Here is a 20,276-nt window from a genome sequence, read left to right as displayed (position 1 = left end):
ATTCATCCCTCCTCTCAATACCTTTTTATCTATATTTCAATCTTATTATTTTACTGCATCTGATATCCTTTTGAATCTATTACAACTTTTGTTTCATAATATACTCTATTTATTCGTTTAATCAGATTAGGATGATTTGAAAATTTTTCAGATAACCAAATCCAAAATCCGCTTTCTTCTTCCGATTGATTTATTACTTCTAATATATTCAATTTCTGATATAATCTTTTCCCTGTTGCTAATACTGTAAGTCCCTGTATAGCTCCATCTGGTACAAGCTGAGCAGCAATTAAATCACTTGTATATTCACATGCCCTTGAATATGCTGAACCTAAAAACGGAACTAACATTGCAGGATATAATAAGCCTCTCCATGTAAGATGCTTTCTTTTTATATGTGCTAATTCGTGAGCTATAATAAACGCAACAGCAGATTCACCTTCTTTATACGCCAACTCAAGCACATCAGAATAAATGATAACAAAATCTCTTCCTAGAAACTTTGTTGCAAAAGCATTAAGCATACCTCCAGACTGCATAATATATATTGAAGGTACTTCTTTAAACCCAATTTTCTGTGATAATTCCTTTGCCATTTTATAGACTTCTGGAAATTGGTTATCAGATACTCGTACACTATTGCCTCTTACACTCCCAATAAATATCCCATGTGCAAAAAATGCAAAAATAGAACTTATTAATAAATATATAATCCCTACTACTGAAAAAATTAACACAGCATAAATTATTGTACTTACTATAAACATCAAAAACAGATAAAATTTTTCTTTTGGATATACTTTTAATTCCATTAAATCTCCTCCTTGAAGTCATATTTGACTATTTTTGTCTATTGCATATAGTATTTTTATATTCTACATTTAATAGCAAATTCCTCTAATTTTATCTATTTATGTTTATAATTTAACAACTACCTTTCCAAAAACTATAAAAAAAGAAGGTAGCATTAGCTGCCCAATTTTTATTTATCAAAAAATTATTTTCTATATTAGCAATAATTACTAATCGTTGATTTAAGATATCTAGTAAACATTTTCAAAAAACTGTCTAGCAAAGGTATCTTTTATTAAACTCATATTCGAAAAATACTATCTTATACCTAAAAAAACAGGTAAAACAAGTTAAGTTTTTGATTGTTTTGTATATTCTGATTTTTTTTAAAATTCTGAAGGAGGAAAGGTTTTCTTATCGAATATATACATAAAGATAAAATAGAATTTTAATCAGATAGGAGGGTTTTTATGGAGAATTTAGTAAGTCATTATGGGATTTGGTCATTACTACCACCCTTAATAGCAATTATTCTTGCTTTTAAAACGAAACAGGTTTTACCATCATTATTTGCAGCTATTCTTGTAGGAGCTACTATTATCTACAAAGGTAACATCTTTGTAGGCTTTGCAAAAACTATTGAAACATACATTGCTGGATCAATTGCTAGTAAATGGAATGCTGGAATTATTGTGTTTGATATTGGCCTTGGCGGTATGATTGGTATAATTGCAAAATCTGGTGGTGCAAAAGCTATAGCCGAATGGCTAGGAAAAAAAGCAAAATCGGCTAAAAGTGCCATGGTAGCTACTTGGGCTATGGGGCTTGCAATTTTCTTCGATGATTATTCTAATACATTATTAGTTGGCACTACTATGAGACCTTTAACTGACAAACGTCGTATTTCAAGAGAAAAATTATCTTTTTTAACAGATGCAACTGCAGCACCAGTTGCTAGTATGGCACTTATATCTACATGGATAGCTTATGAATTAGGACTTTTAAAAGATGCATTTGCATATATTGGATTTGAAATGAACGCTTATGAGGCATTTGTAAAGTCAATTCCATTTAGATTTTATAGTATTATAATGTTAGGTTTTGTTTTAATGATTGCAATCACTGGTAAAGATTATGGACCTATGTTAAAAGCTGAAAGAAGGGCAAGAAAAACTGGTAAACTCGTAGCAGATGGAGCAATACCATTAGCATCTAAAGAACTTACTGATATGGAAATCAAAGAAAATATTCCATTAAGAGCTTATAATGCTATCATTCCAGTATTAACAGTTATAATTATGGTAATTGTAGGATTATATATAAATGGACGAGCAGCAGTACTTAGTGGAAATGATACAGCACTAATTAATGCATTAAAAGAAACTCCTTTCGCTCCTAGTGTATTACGTCAAGTAATTGGTAACTCAAACGCGGCTGTAGCGATGATGTGGGCATCATTCTGTGGTTCGATAGTAGCATTTGCACTAGTATTAGGTCAAAAAATACTAACTTTCAAAGAAGCTATGGAAGCATGGGTAGATGGTGCTAAATCCTTAATAATAGCAATTATGGTGTTAGTGCTCGCTTGGGGTATTGGAAGTATATGTAAAGATTTAGGTACAGCAAAATATTTAGTTAGTGTATTAGAAGGAAAAATTTCAGCAGGAATAATTCCTGCGGCGGTATTTATTCTAGGATGTATTATAGCATTTTCAACAGGAACTTCATGGGGAACTACAGCTATATTAATGCCTATAGCAGTTCCACTTGTATATCAATTAAGTGGTGGAGATACAGGAACTATTTTATTTGCAACAATAGGTGCAGTATTTACTGGAGCAGTATTTGGTGATCATTGTTCACCAATATCTGATACTACTATAATGAGTTCTATGGCATCAGCATCAGACCATATTGATCACGTAAAAACCCAAATACCATATTCAATAACAGTTGCTATTATAGCGTTAATAGCTGGTTATTTACCAACAGCTATTATTAATATAAATCCTCTTATATCATTAATAGTTGGATTAGCATTAGCTTATGGTGTAATTAAATTCTATGGACAAGAAGTAGAAGCCCCTGAGTTTATGGAAGAAATTACTTCAATATAATGCTGTTTTCTCAGTAGTATAAAAAAATTTGTACTCTAATAAAAACTCCTTTCCAGCAAGAATTAACAAATAAAATCAAAACTAGAAAGGAGTTTTTATTTTCACTTAAGCACAAATTTTCTTACATTACTATATTAAACTCAACGTAAAAAAATCTACCTTCAAATTTACTACAAATCACCTAACCCTAATTCCATTCTAAGCTCAGCTAAAGATTTTATTGTAACTTTGCTTTCATCTAAATTAAGTAGTTTAATTGCTCTTTGTAAATCTTCTTTTTGTTTAACTTCTATCTCAAGATATGTATATGGATATGTTTCCTTATCCCAAGTATCTATATCAAAAGTAATATCCTCATACTTATATTTAATTCTTTCTTTAGTTCCTTCATGCACAATTTTAAAATTTAATGCCTCCAATATCTTTACAAGTGCTTCTTTATTTTCGACTTTAGTCTCTATTTCCAAATTTTCTCTAACGTCATCTTTTGAAATATTTTTCTTTAACGTAAATATATAGCTAACCGAGCCTTTGTCTAAATCTCTTTTTTCTCTGATTCTAAGATATCCATTTTGCTTATTCTTTATAACTCTATCTTCTGTATCAAAAATTGTATTAATTTGATATTCTCTGCTTATAAGTTCTGCTCCTATTTCCTTTAACCTTTTTTCAATTTCATCTTTATCTATATCGAGTACCTTTACTTCCAATTCTTTAGCCATATCAATCAACCCTTTCAATTCCTATATTCTAAGTAATTATAGCTAACCTAAATTACCAATAAACTATTACTAAAACTTCCTTATACTTTTTACAAAACCATACTTGTCCCCCTCAAAAACTACAATAACCTCTTTGGCCTAAAATCCATAAAATCACAAGAGACGCAGTGAAATTTTATACCATCTATCTCACCTTCAACAGCAAACTTATGCCCTTCTCCATGCAAATGTCCATACACACAAGTAGATACATTATAATGATTCATTATTTCAACAAATTCATTAGGGCTTCCATCAATATTAAAAGGTGGGTAATGAAGCATTACAATAATTTCTTTTACATCTTCTTTGATAGATTCTAATGAAAGTTTAAGTCGATTTAACTCCCTATTAAATATCTTTTCATCTTTTTCTCCAAACTCATCATTATCTTTACTAATCCATCCCCTAGTTCCACAAATTCCTATGTTTTTATACAAAAAATAATCATTTTGTAAGAAATGAATTGTATTAAACTTTAGTGCTTTCAATTTAGATTTTGTACCCCACCAATAGTCATGATTCCCCTTAGTTATCACTTTAATACCAGGTAATTGATCAATTTTTAATAAATCTATGTATGCATCATCAAGTTTCATAGCCCAACTAACATCACCAGGCACTAGTACCAAATCTTCTTCATTAACAATTTGCTTCCAGTTTTCAAATATTTTCACTTCATGGTCAAGCCAATTATCCCCGAAAATGTCCATTGGCTTCTCACCAGAAAAGTCTAAATGCAAGTCTGATATTCCATATATACTCACGACATTCACCTCAACTAGTTAATGTTAAACTTTAACTTTAAGTTATAAACGTTGAATTTCTCAGTTTTGTAAAAGTTAAAGTTATACTTTAAATGCTTAACATTAATTAATATCAATATAATTATAGTCAACTTTTAATTCGTCAAGAATATCCTTTTCTCTTGTATGACAAGTGAACAATATAATCTGTCTGTTTAAACTCTCTTTAGCTAAAAATTTTAAAATATTTTTAAGCCTGTCATTATCATATTGTATAAAACACTCATCCAATATTAAAGGTAATCTTTTATCTCCTTTAATAATGTCTATTATACCAAACCTTATAGCAAAAAATAACTGATCTATAGTTCCACCACTTAAACTTTCAATATCGACTAATCTTTTACTTATTGGATCAACTACCATTATATTGAGTTCTTCAGTTACTTTAACATCTCTATATCTGCCTTGAGTTACATTTGATATTATTTCTCCTACTTTTTTATTTAATTTAGGTGCAAAATCTTTATGTATTTCTCTAGATATCCTTTCTATAGTATTTCTAGCTAGCTGTAGAGCTTCAAGTTTTTCTTCATAATATTTTTTAAGCTTCATTTTTCTATCTATCTCTTCATCTATATCGACCATTGGTCTTACTGACGATGTTAATCCTTTTATTTTTTCTTCTAATCTAGCAGAGAGTTCCTTTTTAGCTGCTATTTGCTGCACGAGTACTTTTACATTTTCCTCTAGCTTTTTAATATCCTTATTTTCTATTTTTGAAATATCAAAATCTAGATTTAGTTCTGCCTTTTTCTTTAAATATTGCAAGTTATTATCTCCTAAAACGCTATTTAATAGACTCTTTTTACTTTCTAATTCCTGTATAATTTTTTCAATTTCCGCTTTCTTTTCTAATGAAACCTTAAATTCTTCTATATCTTTAACTTTGTTTTTTTCAAATTTTTCATTTAACTGTAAACTAAATTCTTTAATTCTATTTTTCAATTCATTTATCTCCTTATTCACTATCTTTATATCCTCATTAACTAAAAGGAAATGTTTCTTATATTCAAGATAATCTAGAAACTCTTTTTTCAACTTTTTGATATTATCAAGATTTATTTCATAAGCAAAACCAATTTGAGACAGGTATCTTTCTATAATATTCCTTAATTCCTCAATTTCTGATTCTAAAATCAACTTTTGTGACTTAAGTTCTTTAAGTAAGTTCTCTTTATCCTTAATTGATACTGATTCCTTTGTTTTATTTGATATTAACTTCTTTAAATCAATTTTATTGCTTAAGTTGTATTTATTTAATATATCCCCTATTTCTTTATCAATTATATTAATGCGATTTTTTCTCTCTTGCTCCCTCTTTTCTATATCTACTATGTTAGCTTTAACATTATTTAAATAACTGTTTAGCTCTTTATGTTTAATCAACGTAAATATAAAAAATATTAAAGGTATTAACAACGCTATAAAAAATATTGGTTTTACATAAAAACCTAATGGTAAAGACAGTAGAATGCCTATTATCGAAAGGATTTTGTATGTTTTTAATTTATTTAATTGTTTTTCCTTTTCCTCTAATCTTAATCTAAGAAAACCAAGTTTGCTGTATTCACTATTGTATTTAATATTGCTTTTTTCATCTTCTAATTCCTCAACTCTATACAAATCTTTTTCCATTTCATCGATATTAGTAGCTTTTATTGTCTCTTTCATATTTGAAACGTCTAATATTTTATTATTAATCTCTATTAATTTTTCACGTTTGCCTTGTAAAACGAAAAAATCACTTAAAATATTATCAATTTCATCTATGTCTTTTACAGAGGCAAAATTACTAAATTTATCAATTTTATCTGTTATATCATTGATAACTTCTATTAGCTTTTTCTTTTTATTATCTAATTTATTTAGACTAATATTTATTTCCTCTATACTATTTTTTAGCTTAACTGCTTCTGTAAAATCATCAGGATTTATTATACTGTAGTCTTTTAATTTTTCTATTTTTTCATTTAACTCATTTATTTGTTCAATTAGCTTAACTGCAGCATTGTATCTTTCTCTTGCTTTATATGTTTTTACTTTTTCAATATCATTTTCAAGCTCTTCTTTATTTGATATGAGCTTTTCAATCTCTTCTTTAATAGAATTTAACTGAATTTGATGCTGTCTTATTTCTTCTAAAACACTTTCTGCCTTTTTTCTTTCTTTATATAATCTATCTAATTCTTCTACAAGCTTACCATAAGGTGATGTTTTTACTCTTGCTTTAGTCCCTATATCATTTATTTTTTTATCTAATTTATCGATTACTTTTTTAACTGAAATATCTTCATCAAGACTCCCACCTAAGTTTATAAGAGAATCTTTTATTTCTTTAGCCAAATGCTTATCTGTTTTATTCTGCATTTGATTAATGCTTATAGTATTGTTGTAAACAACATTATTAAGTCCAATATGTAATGATGCAGGAATATAAAGCCTTTTTACATTATCATACTCAAATAAATGAGATAAGTCCTCACCTGTTTCATCATCAAAAATTTTTACATCTTCTTTCCCTTTTAAAAAATTCCTTTCTATTCGATAAAACACTCCATCACATGAATATTTTAAAATTCCAGAAAACTCACTATCATTCCAAGGGAAATACTTATTATAATCCTCTGTATAATTTTTTCTCTTTGTATATGGCTTAAAAAAACCATAAAACATACCTTCAATAAATTTATGGATAGTTGTCTTACCAGATTCATTTTTACCAAATACTATATTTATACCTTCAGTAAAAGTTATACTTTTATTTTTAAACTTTCCGAACGAATTTAGTATAAGCTCACGAATAATCATTAAATCTTCACCTTCTCATCAAGTAACGCTTCAAGTCCTACATATAGTGCCTCTTTAACTATTTTATTTTCTAATCCTTCTCTTTTCATACTTTCAATAAAATACCCAATAATATTATCCTTGTTTTCTTTGTATATTCTATCAATATCATAATCTGGATTTGTTTTATCTATTATTTCTAAATAAAAAAATTCATTCTTTAGATTCTCCTTTATTTCATATAAATCAATATTAATATGTCTATCTCTTATACCTTTTAATATTACTCTATACATATTCTTTTTTCTACTCTCTTTATCATCTACATCTACTATTCTTTTTATTATTTCAGTCAAGCCCATAGTCTCTTTAATTTCTAAAGTTTTTATAATAAAATTTCTTTTACTAAATGGAATAAACTTCATATCTACATTTTCTTTTGAAATAAAACCCTCTATTATTCCATGTTCTCCCGTTTCACCAAAATCTAAAGGTTCTGGACTGCCACAATAATAAATCGCATTATCTATAATCTGCGGTTTGTGTATATGACCTAAGGCTATATAATCAAATCCTGACTTTATTAAATCTTCTTTATCCAAAGGTAAATATTCAGAGTTTTTATTAAGAACATCGCCATGAATTAGTAAAATATTTATTAACTCTCTATTATCAATACTGAAATCTTTCAATAGGTTTTCTCTTATTTCCTTCCTATCCCAACTTAGCCCCCAGACCACTGTATTTAGACCTTTGAATTCAATTTTATTAATTTTTCCTGTATCAAAGATATATACATTTTCTGACCATTCAATCAATTTATATAATGACCTTTTCCCTAAAATATCATGGTTCCCTGTTGAAATTACAACTTTAGTATTCTTAATATCCTTAAATCTTAAATTTATTCTCTTAATGTCTCCTAGGCTACAGTAATCTTCTTCAAACAAGTCTCCAGCAATTAGCAATATATCTGTTTCTGTTTCTTTCGCTCTATCTATTATTTTATTAAATGTTTCCCATATTTCCATTCTTCTCTTATGTGCATATTCTCTATCAAAACTAGCATTTTTAAATTCCATTCCTATATGTAAATCACCTGTATGTATGCATCTTATTTTCAAATTAACACCTCCACAATAGAACATATATTCGCCAAAAGATTCCTCTTTTCCTGCATACAATGAAAAAACTTACCCTAATATAGATAATAACTATTGCATTTTAATTCATTGAAGTATATAATTTAATTAAGTATATTAGAATTTTCTAATATTATAATTTGCTTATTGATAAAAGTTTTAAGAAAGGTGTGACTACTATGAATGAAATAGTATTTAAACTTACAGCCTCTTATTTAAAGGCACTCTCTCATCCTACAAGACTAAAAATTCTTGATATTCTAAAAGAAGATGAATTATGCGTATGTAAAATTTTTGAAGCTTTAGACTTAGAACAGTCGAATGTTTCACAACATTTAAGAATTTTAAAAGATCAAGGTATTTTAGTAAGTAGAAGAGATGGTTCAAAAATAATGTATAAAGTCAAAGATACAGAAGTCTTTGATATTATAAATAAAATTAGAGCAATATTAATAAGACAACTTAATGAAACACAGGAGCACTTAAAGAAGGGAGGAATATAGTTGCTAAAGTTTTTAGCCGATGCCATTACACCTTATATAGTGAATTTTACCAACTGGCTACTAAGCAAATTGGGGATAGCTTTAAAAGCTGGTAATTCTTTTGCTGATGCAGTAAATTTTTTCATATATGATAGCTTAAAAATTATAATTTTATTAAGTTTCATGATATTTGTTATATCTTTTATTAGAAGTTTTTTTCCACCAGAAAAAGTAAAGAAAGTTTTATCAAAATTTAATGGTGTTTGGGCACACATTATAGCTTCTGTATTAGGTGTATTATCTCCATTCTGAAGCTGCAGTACAGTTCCGATTTTTATCGGATTTGTGGAATCGGGGATTCCACTAGGTGTTACTTTTACTTTCTTAGTAACTTCACCTATCGTTAATGAAATAGCTCTAGGATTTTTATTTATTTCTTTCGGTGTTAAAATAGCTGCTATTTATACTATAGCAGGTATGATTATAGGTGTAATAGCTGGTATAATTATTGAAAAATTGCATTTAGAGCATTTAGTAGAAGAATATGTTTATCAAATTCATATGGGTGAAGCTGAAATTGAAGAAATGAATTTTAAATCAAGAATTATTTTCTCATTAAATGCTGTAAAAGACATTGTTAAAAGAGTTTGGATTTTTATATTAATAGGTATTGGTATAGGAGCTGCTATACATGGTTATGCACCTTCTGATCTATTAGTAAAATATGCTGGACCTAATAATCCATTTGCTGTATTTGTAGCTGTAGTTTTAGGAATACCTCTTTATTCAAATGCTGTCGGTACTATTCCTATAGTTGAAGCACTTATAAATAAAGGAGTTGGAGTGGGTACAGCTCTATCCTTTATGATGTCTGTGGTTGCACTATCTTTACCAGAAATGATATTATTAAAGAAAGTTATAAAAACTAAATTAATTGCTATTTTTGTAGCTATTACAGGGATTTCTATAATATTAGTAGGTTATTTGTTTAATATAATATTATAAAACGGGGGTGAAGACATGGTTATTAAAATATTAGGGGCTGGCTGCAAAAATTGTGAAAAATTATATAATTTAACTAATGAAGTAGTAAATGAATTAGGCATAAAAGCAGAAATAAAAAAAGTAACTGAATTTAAAGATATATTAAGTTATGGAATTATGAAAACTCCAGGACTTGTAATAGACGAAAAAGTCATAGTATCTGGTAGAGTACCATCTAAAAACGAAATTAAAGACTTTATTCAAAAATATTTATAGGAGGTATGAATATGGATATTAAAATATTTGAAATGGTTTGTTGAGGTGGTAGTAAATTAGGGCCCATCGTTGATGCGGCATTAGACAAATTAGGTCTTAATTATGATTTTGATTTAATAAGCGACTTGCCTGAAATAGCTAAAGCTGGTGTTACTAACCCACCTGCTTTAATGATAAATGGCGAAATTAAAATTGAAGGCAAAATTCCTACTGTTGATGAAGTAGTTGAAGTACTTAAGAATATATAAATACCTGGTACTAAGGGGCAAGATTATTCTTGCCCTTTTTACCTTATTATTTCTTTAAGTATTAAATTGATATAATCAATAAAAAACCTTTCACAATAATCCATATGTTCTTTTTCAATTTTATCAATGGTATCTGTGTGCCAATGATAATTTTCCATATTACCACACTTATCTTTTCCTAAGAAACTAATAGTATTAAATCCTTGATTCAGTACAGGAAGCGAATCAGTAGGCAATAATAAATTTTTGAATTTCTGTATATCATATAAATCTTTTAACTTATTCGCTATATGCTTTAGCTGCTTATTATATTCTTTAAATACTATCATCCCTTCCCCTTCTAGATAAGTAATCTTCCCACTACCTATATTGTCAATAACAACAAAATACGTATTATCTTTATCTAATTTATCTTTGTATTCTCTTAAAAATGCTTTCATACCCTTTGAACCGACTTCTTCACAACCAGTTAATAAAAATATAAAATTAACATCTTTATAATCACTAAACTCTCCATTTTTAAAATGCTTGGCTAAAGCCATAGTTAAGGATGTTCCTGTCCCGTTATCATTTGCTCCATTTATGTATTTACCAGTCGCATTTGAATATATGAGAAAAATAATAGATAATAAAGATAGAACAATCCCTATTGTATCTAAGATATAAATAGTTGGACTTACTCTGAAATTACTAACAATAACCGAAACTATTATAAGTGCAAAGCTTAAATATGAAAAATTAAAATATGTTTGTATATATCTTTGGAAACTAGGAGCAAACAATAAACTTCCTTTTTGTGTATCATAATGACCTGATATAATTATAGTCGGCCTTCCTTTCTTGAACTCATCAAAAACAATTATATTCTGAGAATCATATTTAGGAAAGAAATTAATTTCTCTTAATGAACCTGTAACTTCTAAATAAATCATAAGTATAGGAAGGATTAAAAATATAGATAAATATAATGGATTAACTTGTAATAATAACATTATGCCTGCTAAAATTATAAGAACTCCGAATTGTACAGGAAATATGTACATACAATCCTTTGGTGATTTAAATCTTTGCAAAATAACATTTTTAAATCCAAGCTTTTTCATTTCTTCATAGATATATTCTCCAGCTTTACTCTCATTATCAGAGCAGCTACCACGATGTGGAAATTTGCATAATTTTTTTAAATAATTATAACTATACATAAATCCCTTCCCCCTTTTATAATTCATAGAAAATTATATCTCGCATTAAATTATAAGTGATTAGGCAGAATCTTCCTTATAATATTTTTTAAATCTAAGACTTTATTCCACAACTATTACACTTTTCATATTCGACAATCTATTTTTTTATCCTGCTCAATAGCTTTAATTCAGACTATTGACAAAAAAATATTTTATGAAAATGACGCTCATGCGGACGAATTTTAAAAAAAACTAAATTCTTTCAAGCATTCGCCTTCATTTTCACAAATAAAAAAATATAAGTTTGTCAACAGTCTAAATTAAAAATAGTAACATAATCAAAATCTCCTCATATTATGTATTGAGAAGGATAGTAAATATCCGATACGGGGAGGTTTATATATGGATAATAATGGTGTTTCTGTAGTAGAAAGCTCAAAACCTAAAAGCCAATTTTTCTTTGGAGGAGGTTTCTTTTTCATATTTTTCATTTTCTTTTGCTGTTTCCGCGGTTTTGGATGTTTAAATAAAAGATAAAAAATTTGGCTTGAAAAAATTTTATATTATTGAGGGACAAAACATCCCTCAATTTTTCCTTTTTCTTAAAGATTTTTTCAAAATCATATATGTACTAGTTGCTATTAATAATATAAATATCAAAACATTGGACAGAGTTAAGAAATTTTTAGGTAATGTTGAATATAATTTTGATACTCCAAAAAACATGAAAATAGCTGCTGAAACTATTCTTAATGTGAATTCTGAAATTTTATCTGCTAATTTGCTACCAACATAAATTCCTAATACACTAGTTAAAACCATACCAGTTACTGTTCCTAACAATATAAAAAATGGATATCTTGCATCTATTGATAAAGTAATAGCTGTAAGTTGTGTCTTGTCTCCTAATTCACCAATAAAAAACGCTAAAGCCACAGTTAAAACAGGCCCAAACCTGCTTTTTCTACCACTTTCATTTTCTTCATCTTCATCATATAAAGTCCATAATGCAAATCCTATAAATAAAAACCCTGCTAAAACTTGAATAAAATTTACCGGTATTATACTAGATAGACATGTACCTAATATTACTGCTAAACCATGATTTAAAAATGAACCTATAAACACGCCAAATAACACACTTTTAACACTAAACTGTGTAGCAAATGACATTGCTAATATCTGTGTTTTATCACCCATCTCAGCCATAAAAATTAAAAACAAAGCTCTTATAAATTCTGTTATCATATTCATTACCTCCTCTTATATTTATTAATTGTATATTTAATATTTTTTATCCAAGAAAAAAGCGAAACTATTAGCTTAGTATAACTTCCAAAAGGAAATTTTACTAAGCTAAAAGTCTCGCTCCTTTAGAATAATTCTAAAGTAAATAGAACCAGGTATATAATACCAGCATGTTGATTCTATTTGCGAATATTTCGCAGCTACTCCCTTTTAGCTAAATTTAACTTTTTTAAATTAAGAGAAGATAAGCATATCTAAGAATATATTATTAGTTATCGCAAAAATTGTACCTATAATCATTCCTACTAAAACATCTGATGGATAATGTACTCCAATATAAACTCTAGATAAACCTACGACAAACGCTATAGCTATAAAAAACATTGTGAAAACCGAAAAATTTAATGCTAAAGTTACACATATTGAAAATATTGCTGTTGTATGTCCAGAAGGAAATGAATAATCAAAAAGTTTATTTTTAAAAGTATTAATCCCCTTTAGCTTAACAAAAGGTCTTTCTCTAGTAAATACTTTCTTCAAAAAGTGTACCAGAATATGACTAGTACTAAGAGCAGTTATTGATTTATAACCAACTATTTTTACTTGCTCATTCCCAAAATAAATTAAAATAAAACATGTTAATATAGTTGAAATTGCTCCTCCTAAGTTAGTTATAAAAGGTATAATCTTATCAAGAAAACTACACTTTATCCTATCGTTTATAATATAAAATAATTTTATATCTCCTCTGTTAATAAAATTTATAACTTTATTCATCAAAATCATCCTCAAATTACAATATGCTTAATTCTATTTTACAATAATCGACTAAAAAATACAATGAGCAGCTTTCCAACTATCCTTCTTACTAAAAAATATCTCTAGCATAAAGCTAGAGATATTTTTTAAAGATTTACTTTTACTTCATATATATTTCTTAATTCTTCAACTTTTTTGAAATAAACTTCATTTTGTTTAGCTGCAATTAACTGATTTTTGATTTGATCTTTTACTGCTTCAAAAGGACTGATTTCTTCTTCCTTTTTATCTAATATTTCAATTATATGATAGCCAAAACTAGTCTTTACAGGCTCACTCATTTGCCCTTTTTCTAGTTCAAATGAAGCATTTTCAAATTCTTTAACCATTTTACCTCTTGTAAAATATCCTAAATCTCCTCCATTTGCCTTTGAAGGACACTTAGAATACCTTTTAGCTGCATCTTCAAAATTTAAACCACTTTTTATTTCTTCTATTATTTTATTAGCTTCGCTTTCTGTATCTACAAGTATGTGTCTAGCCCTAACTGTTTCTGGCTTTTTAAACTTCTCCTTATTATCACTGTAGAAAGTAACTAGCTCTTCTTCTTCAATAGATATGTTTTCTAATAATTTTCTAACTGCAAATTGTTTCAATAGATTTTGTTTCATATATTCCAATTCTGCTAAAAATTCTTCATCACTATCCAATCCACTTTCTAAAGCATCTAAATAGATTAGCTCTTGATTAATAAGTTCATCTAATAACCGTTTCCTTCCTTCTTCCGAATAAAATTGCATTGCTCTTTGAGGTCCTAAATTTCTAAGAAGTAAATCTACATCTTTTTCTGTTATCTGTTTCCCATTTACAGTTGCTAAAACTCTACTTTCTTTCATTAATAAACTCTCCTTTGCATTAAAATATACTGCTATAATAACACAAAAAAGATGTCATGTCCAAAATTTATTTTATTCACAAAAATATTTAATTAACATATTTTATATTAGGAAATATTTACAACATAATATTTTTAGTTAAGGAGGTCTTTCAAATGGCTGAAGGTAAAAGCTTATTTGCACAAATAATGGATGGTCAAGGTACTGAATTATTATTCTTCTTCCTACTATTAGTAGTTATTCTATGTAATTGCTGCAACTACAGATGCTAAAGCATTGTATTATGTGCAAACTATATTTAATATAAATTCTCCATTACAAAAAGAGCCTCCTTAGGCTCTTTTCGTAGTTTATTTTTAAATTCCACGATTTATCTATCTTGAATTAGCAGGTTCAATATTAATCCTTTTTCCCTTTATTTTATTATTTTTCATAATCATTAACACTTCTTTTGCATATTCCTTTGGTACTTCCACAAAAGTATATCTATCAAAAACATCGATTATTCCAATCAGTTTACCTGAAAGCCCTGTTTCACCAGCAATTGCACCTACAATATCCTTAGCTTTTACTTTATGCTTTTTACCTACATTTATAAATAGCCTTACCATTCCTGGCTCTGCACCTGTATTCTCAAACTCATTATTGAGTTCAAGTTCTTCTTTACTTTGTTCTCCAATAGCCATTTTAAGCAAAGCTGCTGCTATATCTATAGAAGTATAGTCTTCTTCTAGTAATCTTTCAATATATTTGATATACCTAGTCATATGTCCTTCTTCCAAAACAGCTTTTACTTTTTCTAAGAACAAATTAGTTCTAATTTCTTCTACATCATTAATAGTAGGAATATCATGTCGTACAATCTTAGTTTTTGTATATTTCTGTATTTCTTTTAGTTTGTAAATCTCTTTACCTACTACGAAGTTAAAAGCTCGACCTGATTTACCAGCACGCCCGGTTCTTCCTATTCTGTGTACATAATATTCTTCATCTCTTGGCAAATCATAGTTGAATACAGCTTCAACATCGTCAACATCAATACCTCTGGCTGCCACATCAGTTGCCACCAAAATCTCTATTGTACCATTTCTAAATTTAGACATTACTCTATCTCGTTGAGATTGCTTCATATCTCCATGAAGACCGTCTGCAAAATAACCCCTTCCTTGAAGCTGTGAAACTAGTTCATCTACTCGCTTTTTCGTATTACAGAAAACCAAAGAAAGTTTAGGGTTATACATATCAATTAAGCGGGATAAAACTTCTAATTTTGTTTTCTCTTTCACTTCAAAATATATTTGTTCAATATTTGGAACTGTAAGCTGTTTATGTACCACCTTAACTAATTGTGGATTCTTTTGATATTTTTTTGTTAGCTCAAGAATAGGTTTTGGCATCGTAGCCGAAAACATTACTGTTTGCCTTTCTTTAGGCACTTCTTTTAGTATTGTCTCTATATCATCTCTAAACCCCATATCTAACATTTCATCTGCTTCATCTAGTATTACAATCTTAATATTATCCATTTTCAAAGTACTACGACGCATATGATCCATAATACGACCAGGAGTACCTACTACAATATGCACACCTTTTTTTAAAGCCTTAATTTGTCGCTCTATAGGCTGCCCACCATAAATAGGTAATATTTTAATATCATTTTTATACTTTGAAAGTCTTCTTAATTCTTCTGAAACTTGTATAGCTAGCTCTCTTGTTGGACATAAAATTAAAGCTTGTAATTTCTTGCTTTCTGGTTTTATCTTCTCTAAAACAGGAATTCCAAAAGCTGCTGTTTTACCTGTACCAGTCTGAGCTTGCCCAATCACATCCTTCCCTTCCATTAATAAAGGAATAGCTTTTGCTTGGATTGGAGATGGCTCTTCAAAACCCATATCTTCAATTGCTCTTAATATTTCCTTTGATATCTTTAAATCTTTAAATTCTATTTTTATCATATTTTACCTCACTCCATATTTAGTTAACTTAACTAGTATACACTTAGTATGTGCAAAAAGCAATCTTTTTTTCATTTTTAATTAAAACTCCCTCTGATTTTTAATCAGAGGGAGTTTGTTTAAAACAGGTTAATTTGATTTTTTACTGATCTTGTTTTAATACTAAGTTATGCCCACTTGCACTCAAATCAAAGAAATACTTTCCACTACCTGAATATGAATACACTTTTATTCTATATGTGCCTGTGCTTGAAGGTACAAAGTTAATATTCTCCTGTCTTTTTGCTCCAGTTGAAGAAGCTACAGTATTTCCATTAGAATCATACAAATAAATGTCAAAATCAGGTGTCCCTCCCCATAACCAGGATGTCCAATCAGGCATTATTAAAGTTATAGCTATAGGATAGTTTGTATCATCTACTGTAAACTCCCAAATATCGGATGCTCCAGTTTTTGATAAACTTCCTGTTGCATTCATGTAATCTAGCAAAGATATGTTATTACCACTATAACCACCTGCTTGTTTTATAGCTTCATATCCATCAAGTCTGCCATTTCCATATTCTATATCTTTTCCATATGGACCCCAATCATGAGCTGTAGAAGCTAATATCTCTTTAACTTGAGTAGGTGTTAAATTAGGATTTGCATCTAACATCAAAGCTACTATTCCTGCTGTAAAAGGAGTTGCCATACTTGTTCCACTATATGTTACATAACCATTTGTTGTATTTGCTTTTGGAGCAGTTATGTTATATCCAGGTGATGCAATATCTGGCTTTATCCTCTCATCAGCAGTAGGTCCTCTGCTTGAAAAATCAACTAGACTAAATCCATTTTCTCCAACATCTGCCATCGCTGCTACTGTAATAGCTTTTTCAGCTGCACCTGGTGAACCTATTGTATATTTATTAGGTCCTTCATTTCCTGCTGCTACTACAACAACAATACCATTATTAACTGCATTATTTACAGCTAATGAAGTTGAATCTGTACCATCAGAACTTCCACTAGTTCCCAAACTTAAATTGATTACATCTATACCATAAACATTTTTATTTGTAACACACCAATCTATAGCTGCTGTTACATCACTCATTGAACCACTACCTCGTCTGTCTAAAACCTTAACCCCTACTAAAGCAGCCCCTTTTGCAACACCTGTATAGTTAGGATTTCCATCTCCTTCGCCGGCAATTATTCCAGCTACATGAGTACCATGTCCATTATCGTCATAAGGTGATGACTGATTATTTACAAAATCTTTCCACCCTATTATCTTTCCGCCATCTAAATCAACATGATTTCCATCTATACCAGTATCAATTACTGCTACAACGACATCATCCTTAGTATAGTTGTATATATTTCCATCTCTATCTCCATTTACATAAAAATCATTTCTAGCTTTTTCTGCACCAAACCAGTAATTTGCTGTATCCATAGAAGTTTTAACAAGTTCATCATATTCAATATGGTCAACTATATCTAACTTAGATAATCTATCAATTTGGCTTTTTTTCAATTTCATAGCTATTGCAGGTATATTTTTATATTCATGTTTTGTTATATAATTACCTATTAGTTTCTTTATACTATTTTTTTTCTTAAAATTTAATTTTTCTTTGAATACAACTATAACTGGAATTTCTTCGTTATCTGCAACTTTATCCATTTTTTTAGATAAATTTTCAAATAATTTATCTTTGTTTGAGTCATAAATTTTAATAATTTCCTTTTGCGGTACTTTTATTTTTGGTTTTTCACCCTTATTTTTTTCAGTAAATGCAAATCCATAGCCAGTAATTGAAATTAACATAATAATAAATAATAATATTGAAACTATTTTTTTATTTCTAAACATACCTTTCATTCAAACTCCTCTCTTTTAATATATAAAATACTCTTTAATTCATTTATTAATATAAATATACATTGGAATCAACCCCTTCTAAAAATATTTGCATTTATTAGGGGATTTAAACTATATATAGTATATCGTTTAAAAAATTGATTTCATATTAAACTTGTTTACTCTTATATTAATACTATATATTTAAAAAAAATACATTTTATGATTCAATTTGATATTTGTCCTAAAAATAATACTTTAGTCCTATATGATTTATTCTTTACTGTTTAATTATAATTTTTGATCATACAATCCGTTATAATAGTTTTGAACTCTATTACATTGTCTTTATAAATATTTCATCAAGTTTTTACCTAAAATAAGCAAATAGATTAACAAAGTTTTGAATATACCTTTAAATTAACTTGGGAAATTATAGAAAATTGTTTGAGCAAGATGGATTTGACGTGAAAAGTCCCAGGCAGCTTTTCAAACCCAACTTGTTAAAGATATACATATAGATGCATTTCAATTTAAATAAATTGTATAAGGTACATTTTGCCTATATCCATTACGGAAATTATATTTAAAATCACCCACAATTTAATTTGTATTAAAATAAGATTCATATATTACCTTTATATGCCAATATCCCTCCTGCTATTAAACCTATTCCTACTGCAAAAGTAAGTATTTGTGGAAATTTTAAAACACTAATCATAGAACTAACTGTAATACCTACGCCAATGATAGTTATTATTTTGTAATATTCAGCCTTATTCATACATTTAAAACTCCTTTCATAATTTTAGATTTTGTTAATTTATATGATAGTAATTCTAGCTCCTTTCTGGAATTGCAATATATTTAGCTAGAAATTAATACCTCCCAGAAAGTGAACGATAAATTAGACTAAAAATATAATAATATACCATTTCTACATACATTTTTCATTTCCTTCTACTCAAACAATTTTTTTATATTAAAAGCTCCCTCTCATTAATTCCCTATATATAATCTTCATCTCTGTCAATACTCCTCTCAAAGTAATATCGTATATGCTAATACATATGTAGAACTAAGTAAAAACCGGAAAATATAGTGTTTTTAAGTTTAGAGCTATTACTAAGTAAAAATATCTTCATTCACATTACCTACATTACAGAATTACCCAAATCGCAATAATAATTGTTTGTATGGTTTTATGGGAAATTTCAGCCAGACTAGGTTGGATAGATACATTCCTTACAAGTTATCCATCTAAAATTTGGAATTTATTTATAAAACTTCTGAAAGATGGTTCTTTATTTGAACGGTTGGTGCTAGATATACCGGTATTATTGCAACTGCAATGGAAACAATAGTGATAAATTTAATTTGCTTATATTTTTGCTATAAATATTAAGCATGTTTTTTATTATTTAAAGAATAAATAACGATAATCAGTTAAAAGTTGTAAATTATTAAAAATAGATGTTTGATGAGGATACAAAAGGATGCAAAATAACAGTTTTATTGTTCCTTTTTCTGTCATTTCAAACCAATAATCCTCAACTTCTTTATTGTCGTAAGATAGTTTAATAAAGTAATCATTACTCCTATCATTAGGATATGCTATATATATTAATGACTTATCAAGTAATTCATTTAAACATTTTTTAATCATTTCTCTACTAAAATTCTATATCAAAATATTCTAGCAGGTGTTCAATTTGTACAATATTTTCTCCATCATCTGCTAATGTATTTAAAATTTCAAATTGAAGTTTATGCTTCATCATAATTAAACCTTCCTCCATAATAAATTAATCTAACCAATAATGGACATAAATAATTTTGCCTTTTTTATAATCCATAGGAAATTATAATAAAATCCCATATTTTAAAAAATTAATGTTGATTTTATTGAAACTTTGTCTGGCATGTTTACATGCCAGAGTCGTTATAAACTACTTTAAATTGTGGATAAATTCAAATATAA

The 20,276-nt window shown here is 28.2% G+C and carries 18 protein-coding genes and 1 pseudogene; 6 read left to right on the top strand and 13 right to left on the bottom strand.

All coding sequences use genetic code 11. The features are described 5' to 3' along the window. Nucleotides 1–50 precede the first annotated feature (50 nt). Entirely contained in the window at nt 51–812 is a 762-nt protein-coding gene (locus AB4Y15_RS08230) for a M48 family metallopeptidase (RefSeq protein ID WP_427339639.1), read from the bottom strand. A 450-nt stretch (nt 813–1,262) separates the two neighbouring features. Here AB4Y15_RS08230 and AB4Y15_RS08225 point away from each other — a divergent pair, with 450 nt between their 5' ends. Further along, nucleotides 1,263–2,909 carry a Na+/H+ antiporter NhaC family protein gene (locus AB4Y15_RS08225; RefSeq protein WP_427339637.1) on the top strand — a complete coding sequence of 549 codons (1,647 nt, stop codon included), beginning with the start codon at nt 1,263–1,265 and terminating at the stop codon, nt 2,907–2,909. A 170-nt stretch (nt 2,910–3,079) separates the two neighbouring features. On the opposite strand, the gene AB4Y15_RS08220 is transcribed toward AB4Y15_RS08225, so the two are convergent. The 4 genes from AB4Y15_RS08220 to AB4Y15_RS08205 all read right to left on the bottom strand — a co-directional run bounded on the left by AB4Y15_RS08220 (nt 3,080) and on the right by AB4Y15_RS08205 (nt 8,390). Then, on the bottom strand, nt 3,080–3,631 hold the full coding sequence (locus AB4Y15_RS08220; RefSeq protein WP_427339635.1) for a class IV adenylate cyclase: 552 nt from the start codon (nt 3,629–3,631) through the stop codon (nt 3,080–3,082). A gap of 119 nt (nt 3,632–3,750) precedes the next feature. Then, nucleotides 3,751–4,437, bottom strand: a complete 687-nt coding sequence (locus AB4Y15_RS08215; RefSeq protein ID WP_427339633.1) for a metallophosphoesterase — start codon at nt 4,435–4,437, stop codon at nt 3,751–3,753. A 102-nt stretch (nt 4,438–4,539) separates the two neighbouring features. Then, a complete protein-coding gene (locus AB4Y15_RS08210; protein WP_427339631.1) occupies nt 4,540–7,287 on the bottom strand; it encodes an AAA family ATPase in 2,748 nt (915 codons plus the stop codon). Beyond that, nucleotides 7,287–8,390: a metallophosphoesterase family protein gene (locus tag AB4Y15_RS08205; RefSeq protein ID WP_427339629.1), complete on the bottom strand. Its 1,104-nt coding sequence runs from the start codon at nt 8,388–8,390 to the stop codon at nt 7,287–7,289. Before AB4Y15_RS08205 ends, AB4Y15_RS08210 begins: the two co-directional genes overlap by 1 nt. A gap of 197 nt (nt 8,391–8,587) precedes the next feature. On the opposite strand from AB4Y15_RS08205, the gene AB4Y15_RS08200 reads away from it, so the two are divergent. The 4 genes and pseudogenes from AB4Y15_RS08200 (at nt 8,588) to AB4Y15_RS08185 (ending at nt 10,398) form a co-directional block, all read left to right on the top strand. Beyond that, nucleotides 8,588–8,911: an ArsR/SmtB family transcription factor gene (locus tag AB4Y15_RS08200; RefSeq protein WP_427339627.1), complete on the top strand. Its 324-nt coding sequence runs from the start codon at nt 8,588–8,590 to the stop codon at nt 8,909–8,911. A gap of 39 nt (nt 8,912–8,950) precedes the next feature. Then, a pseudogene (locus AB4Y15_RS08195) lies at nt 8,951–9,895 on the top strand (permease). Nucleotides 9,896–9,910: 15 nt separating this feature from the next. Then, nucleotides 9,911–10,150, top strand: a complete 240-nt coding sequence (locus AB4Y15_RS08190) for a thioredoxin family protein (protein ID WP_427339625.1) — start codon at nt 9,911–9,913, stop codon at nt 10,148–10,150. 65 nt (nt 10,151–10,215) lie between these two features. Next, complete coding sequence (locus AB4Y15_RS08185; protein WP_427339775.1) at nt 10,216–10,398, top strand: thioredoxin family protein; 183 nt, start codon at nt 10,216–10,218, stop codon at nt 10,396–10,398. Nucleotides 10,399–10,436: 38 nt separating this feature from the next. On the opposite strand, the gene AB4Y15_RS08180 is transcribed toward AB4Y15_RS08185, so the two are convergent. Continuing rightward, on the bottom strand, nt 10,437–11,600 hold the full coding sequence (locus AB4Y15_RS08180; protein WP_427339623.1) for a M28 family metallopeptidase: 1,164 nt from the start codon (nt 11,598–11,600) through the stop codon (nt 10,437–10,439). Nucleotides 11,601–11,984: 384 nt separating this feature from the next. Here AB4Y15_RS08180 and AB4Y15_RS08175 point away from each other — a divergent pair, with 384 nt between their 5' ends. Then, nucleotides 11,985–12,119, top strand: a complete 135-nt coding sequence (locus AB4Y15_RS08175) for a hypothetical protein (RefSeq protein ID WP_427339621.1) — start codon at nt 11,985–11,987, stop codon at nt 12,117–12,119. Nucleotides 12,120–12,167: 48 nt separating this feature from the next. Here AB4Y15_RS08175 and AB4Y15_RS08170 read toward each other — a convergent pair whose 3' ends face one another. The 7 genes from AB4Y15_RS08170 to AB4Y15_RS08140 all read right to left on the bottom strand — a co-directional run bounded on the left by AB4Y15_RS08170 (nt 12,168) and on the right by AB4Y15_RS08140 (nt 19,961). Next, nucleotides 12,168–12,830: a TMEM165/GDT1 family protein gene (locus AB4Y15_RS08170; RefSeq protein WP_427339619.1), complete on the bottom strand. Its 663-nt coding sequence runs from the start codon at nt 12,828–12,830 to the stop codon at nt 12,168–12,170. 234 nt (nt 12,831–13,064) lie between these two features. Then, nucleotides 13,065–13,607: a phosphatase PAP2 family protein gene (locus AB4Y15_RS08165; protein ID WP_427339617.1), complete on the bottom strand. Its 543-nt coding sequence runs from the start codon at nt 13,605–13,607 to the stop codon at nt 13,065–13,067. A 128-nt stretch (nt 13,608–13,735) separates the two neighbouring features. Further along, entirely contained in the window at nt 13,736–14,485 is a 750-nt protein-coding gene (locus tag AB4Y15_RS08160; RefSeq protein ID WP_427339616.1) for a peptidylprolyl isomerase, read from the bottom strand. 374 nt (nt 14,486–14,859) lie between these two features. After that, the gene (locus AB4Y15_RS08155) at nt 14,860–16,443 is read right to left on the bottom strand and encodes a DEAD/DEAH box helicase (RefSeq protein ID WP_427339615.1); all 1,584 of its coding nucleotides are present in this window, start codon (nt 16,441–16,443) and stop codon (nt 14,860–14,862) included. A gap of 142 nt (nt 16,444–16,585) precedes the next feature. Continuing rightward, a complete protein-coding gene (locus AB4Y15_RS08150; protein WP_427339614.1) occupies nt 16,586–18,316 on the bottom strand; it encodes a S8 family serine peptidase in 1,731 nt (576 codons plus the stop codon). A 604-nt stretch (nt 18,317–18,920) separates the two neighbouring features. Next, a complete protein-coding gene (locus AB4Y15_RS08145) occupies nt 18,921–19,079 on the bottom strand; it encodes a hypothetical protein (protein WP_427339613.1) in 159 nt (52 codons plus the stop codon). A gap of 633 nt (nt 19,080–19,712) precedes the next feature. Further along, on the bottom strand, nt 19,713–19,961 hold the full coding sequence (locus AB4Y15_RS08140; RefSeq protein WP_427339612.1) for a hypothetical protein: 249 nt from the start codon (nt 19,959–19,961) through the stop codon (nt 19,713–19,715). Nucleotides 19,962–20,276: the final 315 nt, after the last annotated feature.

This window comes from Caloranaerobacter longqiensis, from assembly GCF_050286925.1.
Lineage (GTDB): Bacteria > Bacillota > Clostridia > Tissierellales > Thermohalobacteraceae > Caloranaerobacter.
This window is presented reverse-complemented; position numbering and strand designations above follow the sequence as displayed.

What these genes read in the sequence shown, in the direction of transcription:
- AB4Y15_RS08230 (WP_427339639.1), bottom strand. Translation starts at nt 812, where the DNA reads ATGGAATTAAAAGTATATCCAAAAGAAAAATTTTATCTGTTTTTGATG.
- AB4Y15_RS08225 (WP_427339637.1), top strand. Translation starts at nt 1,263, where the DNA reads ATGGAGAATTTAGTAAGTCATTATGGGATTTGGTCATTACTACCACCC.
- AB4Y15_RS08220 (WP_427339635.1), bottom strand. Translation starts at nt 3,631, where the DNA reads ATGGCTAAAGAATTGGAAGTAAAGGTACTCGATATAGATAAAGATGAA.
- AB4Y15_RS08210 (WP_427339631.1), bottom strand. Translation starts at nt 7,287, where the DNA reads ATGATTATTCGTGAGCTTATACTAAATTCGTTCGGAAAGTTTAAAAAT.
- AB4Y15_RS08200 (WP_427339627.1), top strand. Translation starts at nt 8,588, where the DNA reads ATGAATGAAATAGTATTTAAACTTACAGCCTCTTATTTAAAGGCACTC.
- AB4Y15_RS08190 (WP_427339625.1), top strand. Translation starts at nt 9,911, where the DNA reads ATGGTTATTAAAATATTAGGGGCTGGCTGCAAAAATTGTGAAAAATTA.
- AB4Y15_RS08180 (WP_427339623.1), bottom strand. Translation starts at nt 11,600, where the DNA reads ATGTATAGTTATAATTATTTAAAAAAATTATGCAAATTTCCACATCGT.
- AB4Y15_RS08175 (WP_427339621.1), top strand. Translation starts at nt 11,985, where the DNA reads ATGGATAATAATGGTGTTTCTGTAGTAGAAAGCTCAAAACCTAAAAGC.
- AB4Y15_RS08170 (WP_427339619.1), bottom strand. Translation starts at nt 12,830, where the DNA reads ATGATAACAGAATTTATAAGAGCTTTGTTTTTAATTTTTATGGCTGAG.
- AB4Y15_RS08165 (WP_427339617.1), bottom strand. Translation starts at nt 13,607, where the DNA reads ATGAATAAAGTTATAAATTTTATTAACAGAGGAGATATAAAATTATTT.
- AB4Y15_RS08160 (WP_427339616.1), bottom strand. Translation starts at nt 14,485, where the DNA reads ATGAAAGAAAGTAGAGTTTTAGCAACTGTAAATGGGAAACAGATAACA.
- AB4Y15_RS08155 (WP_427339615.1), bottom strand. Translation starts at nt 16,443, where the DNA reads ATGATAAAAATAGAATTTAAAGATTTAAAGATATCAAAGGAAATATTA.
- AB4Y15_RS08150 (WP_427339614.1), bottom strand. Translation starts at nt 18,316, where the DNA reads ATGAAAGGTATGTTTAGAAATAAAAAAATAGTTTCAATATTATTATTT.
- AB4Y15_RS08145 (WP_427339613.1), bottom strand. Translation starts at nt 19,079, where the DNA reads ATGAATAAGGCTGAATATTACAAAATAATAACTATCATTGGCGTAGGT.
- AB4Y15_RS08140 (WP_427339612.1), bottom strand. Translation starts at nt 19,961, where the DNA reads ATGATTAAAAAATGTTTAAATGAATTACTTGATAAGTCATTAATATAT.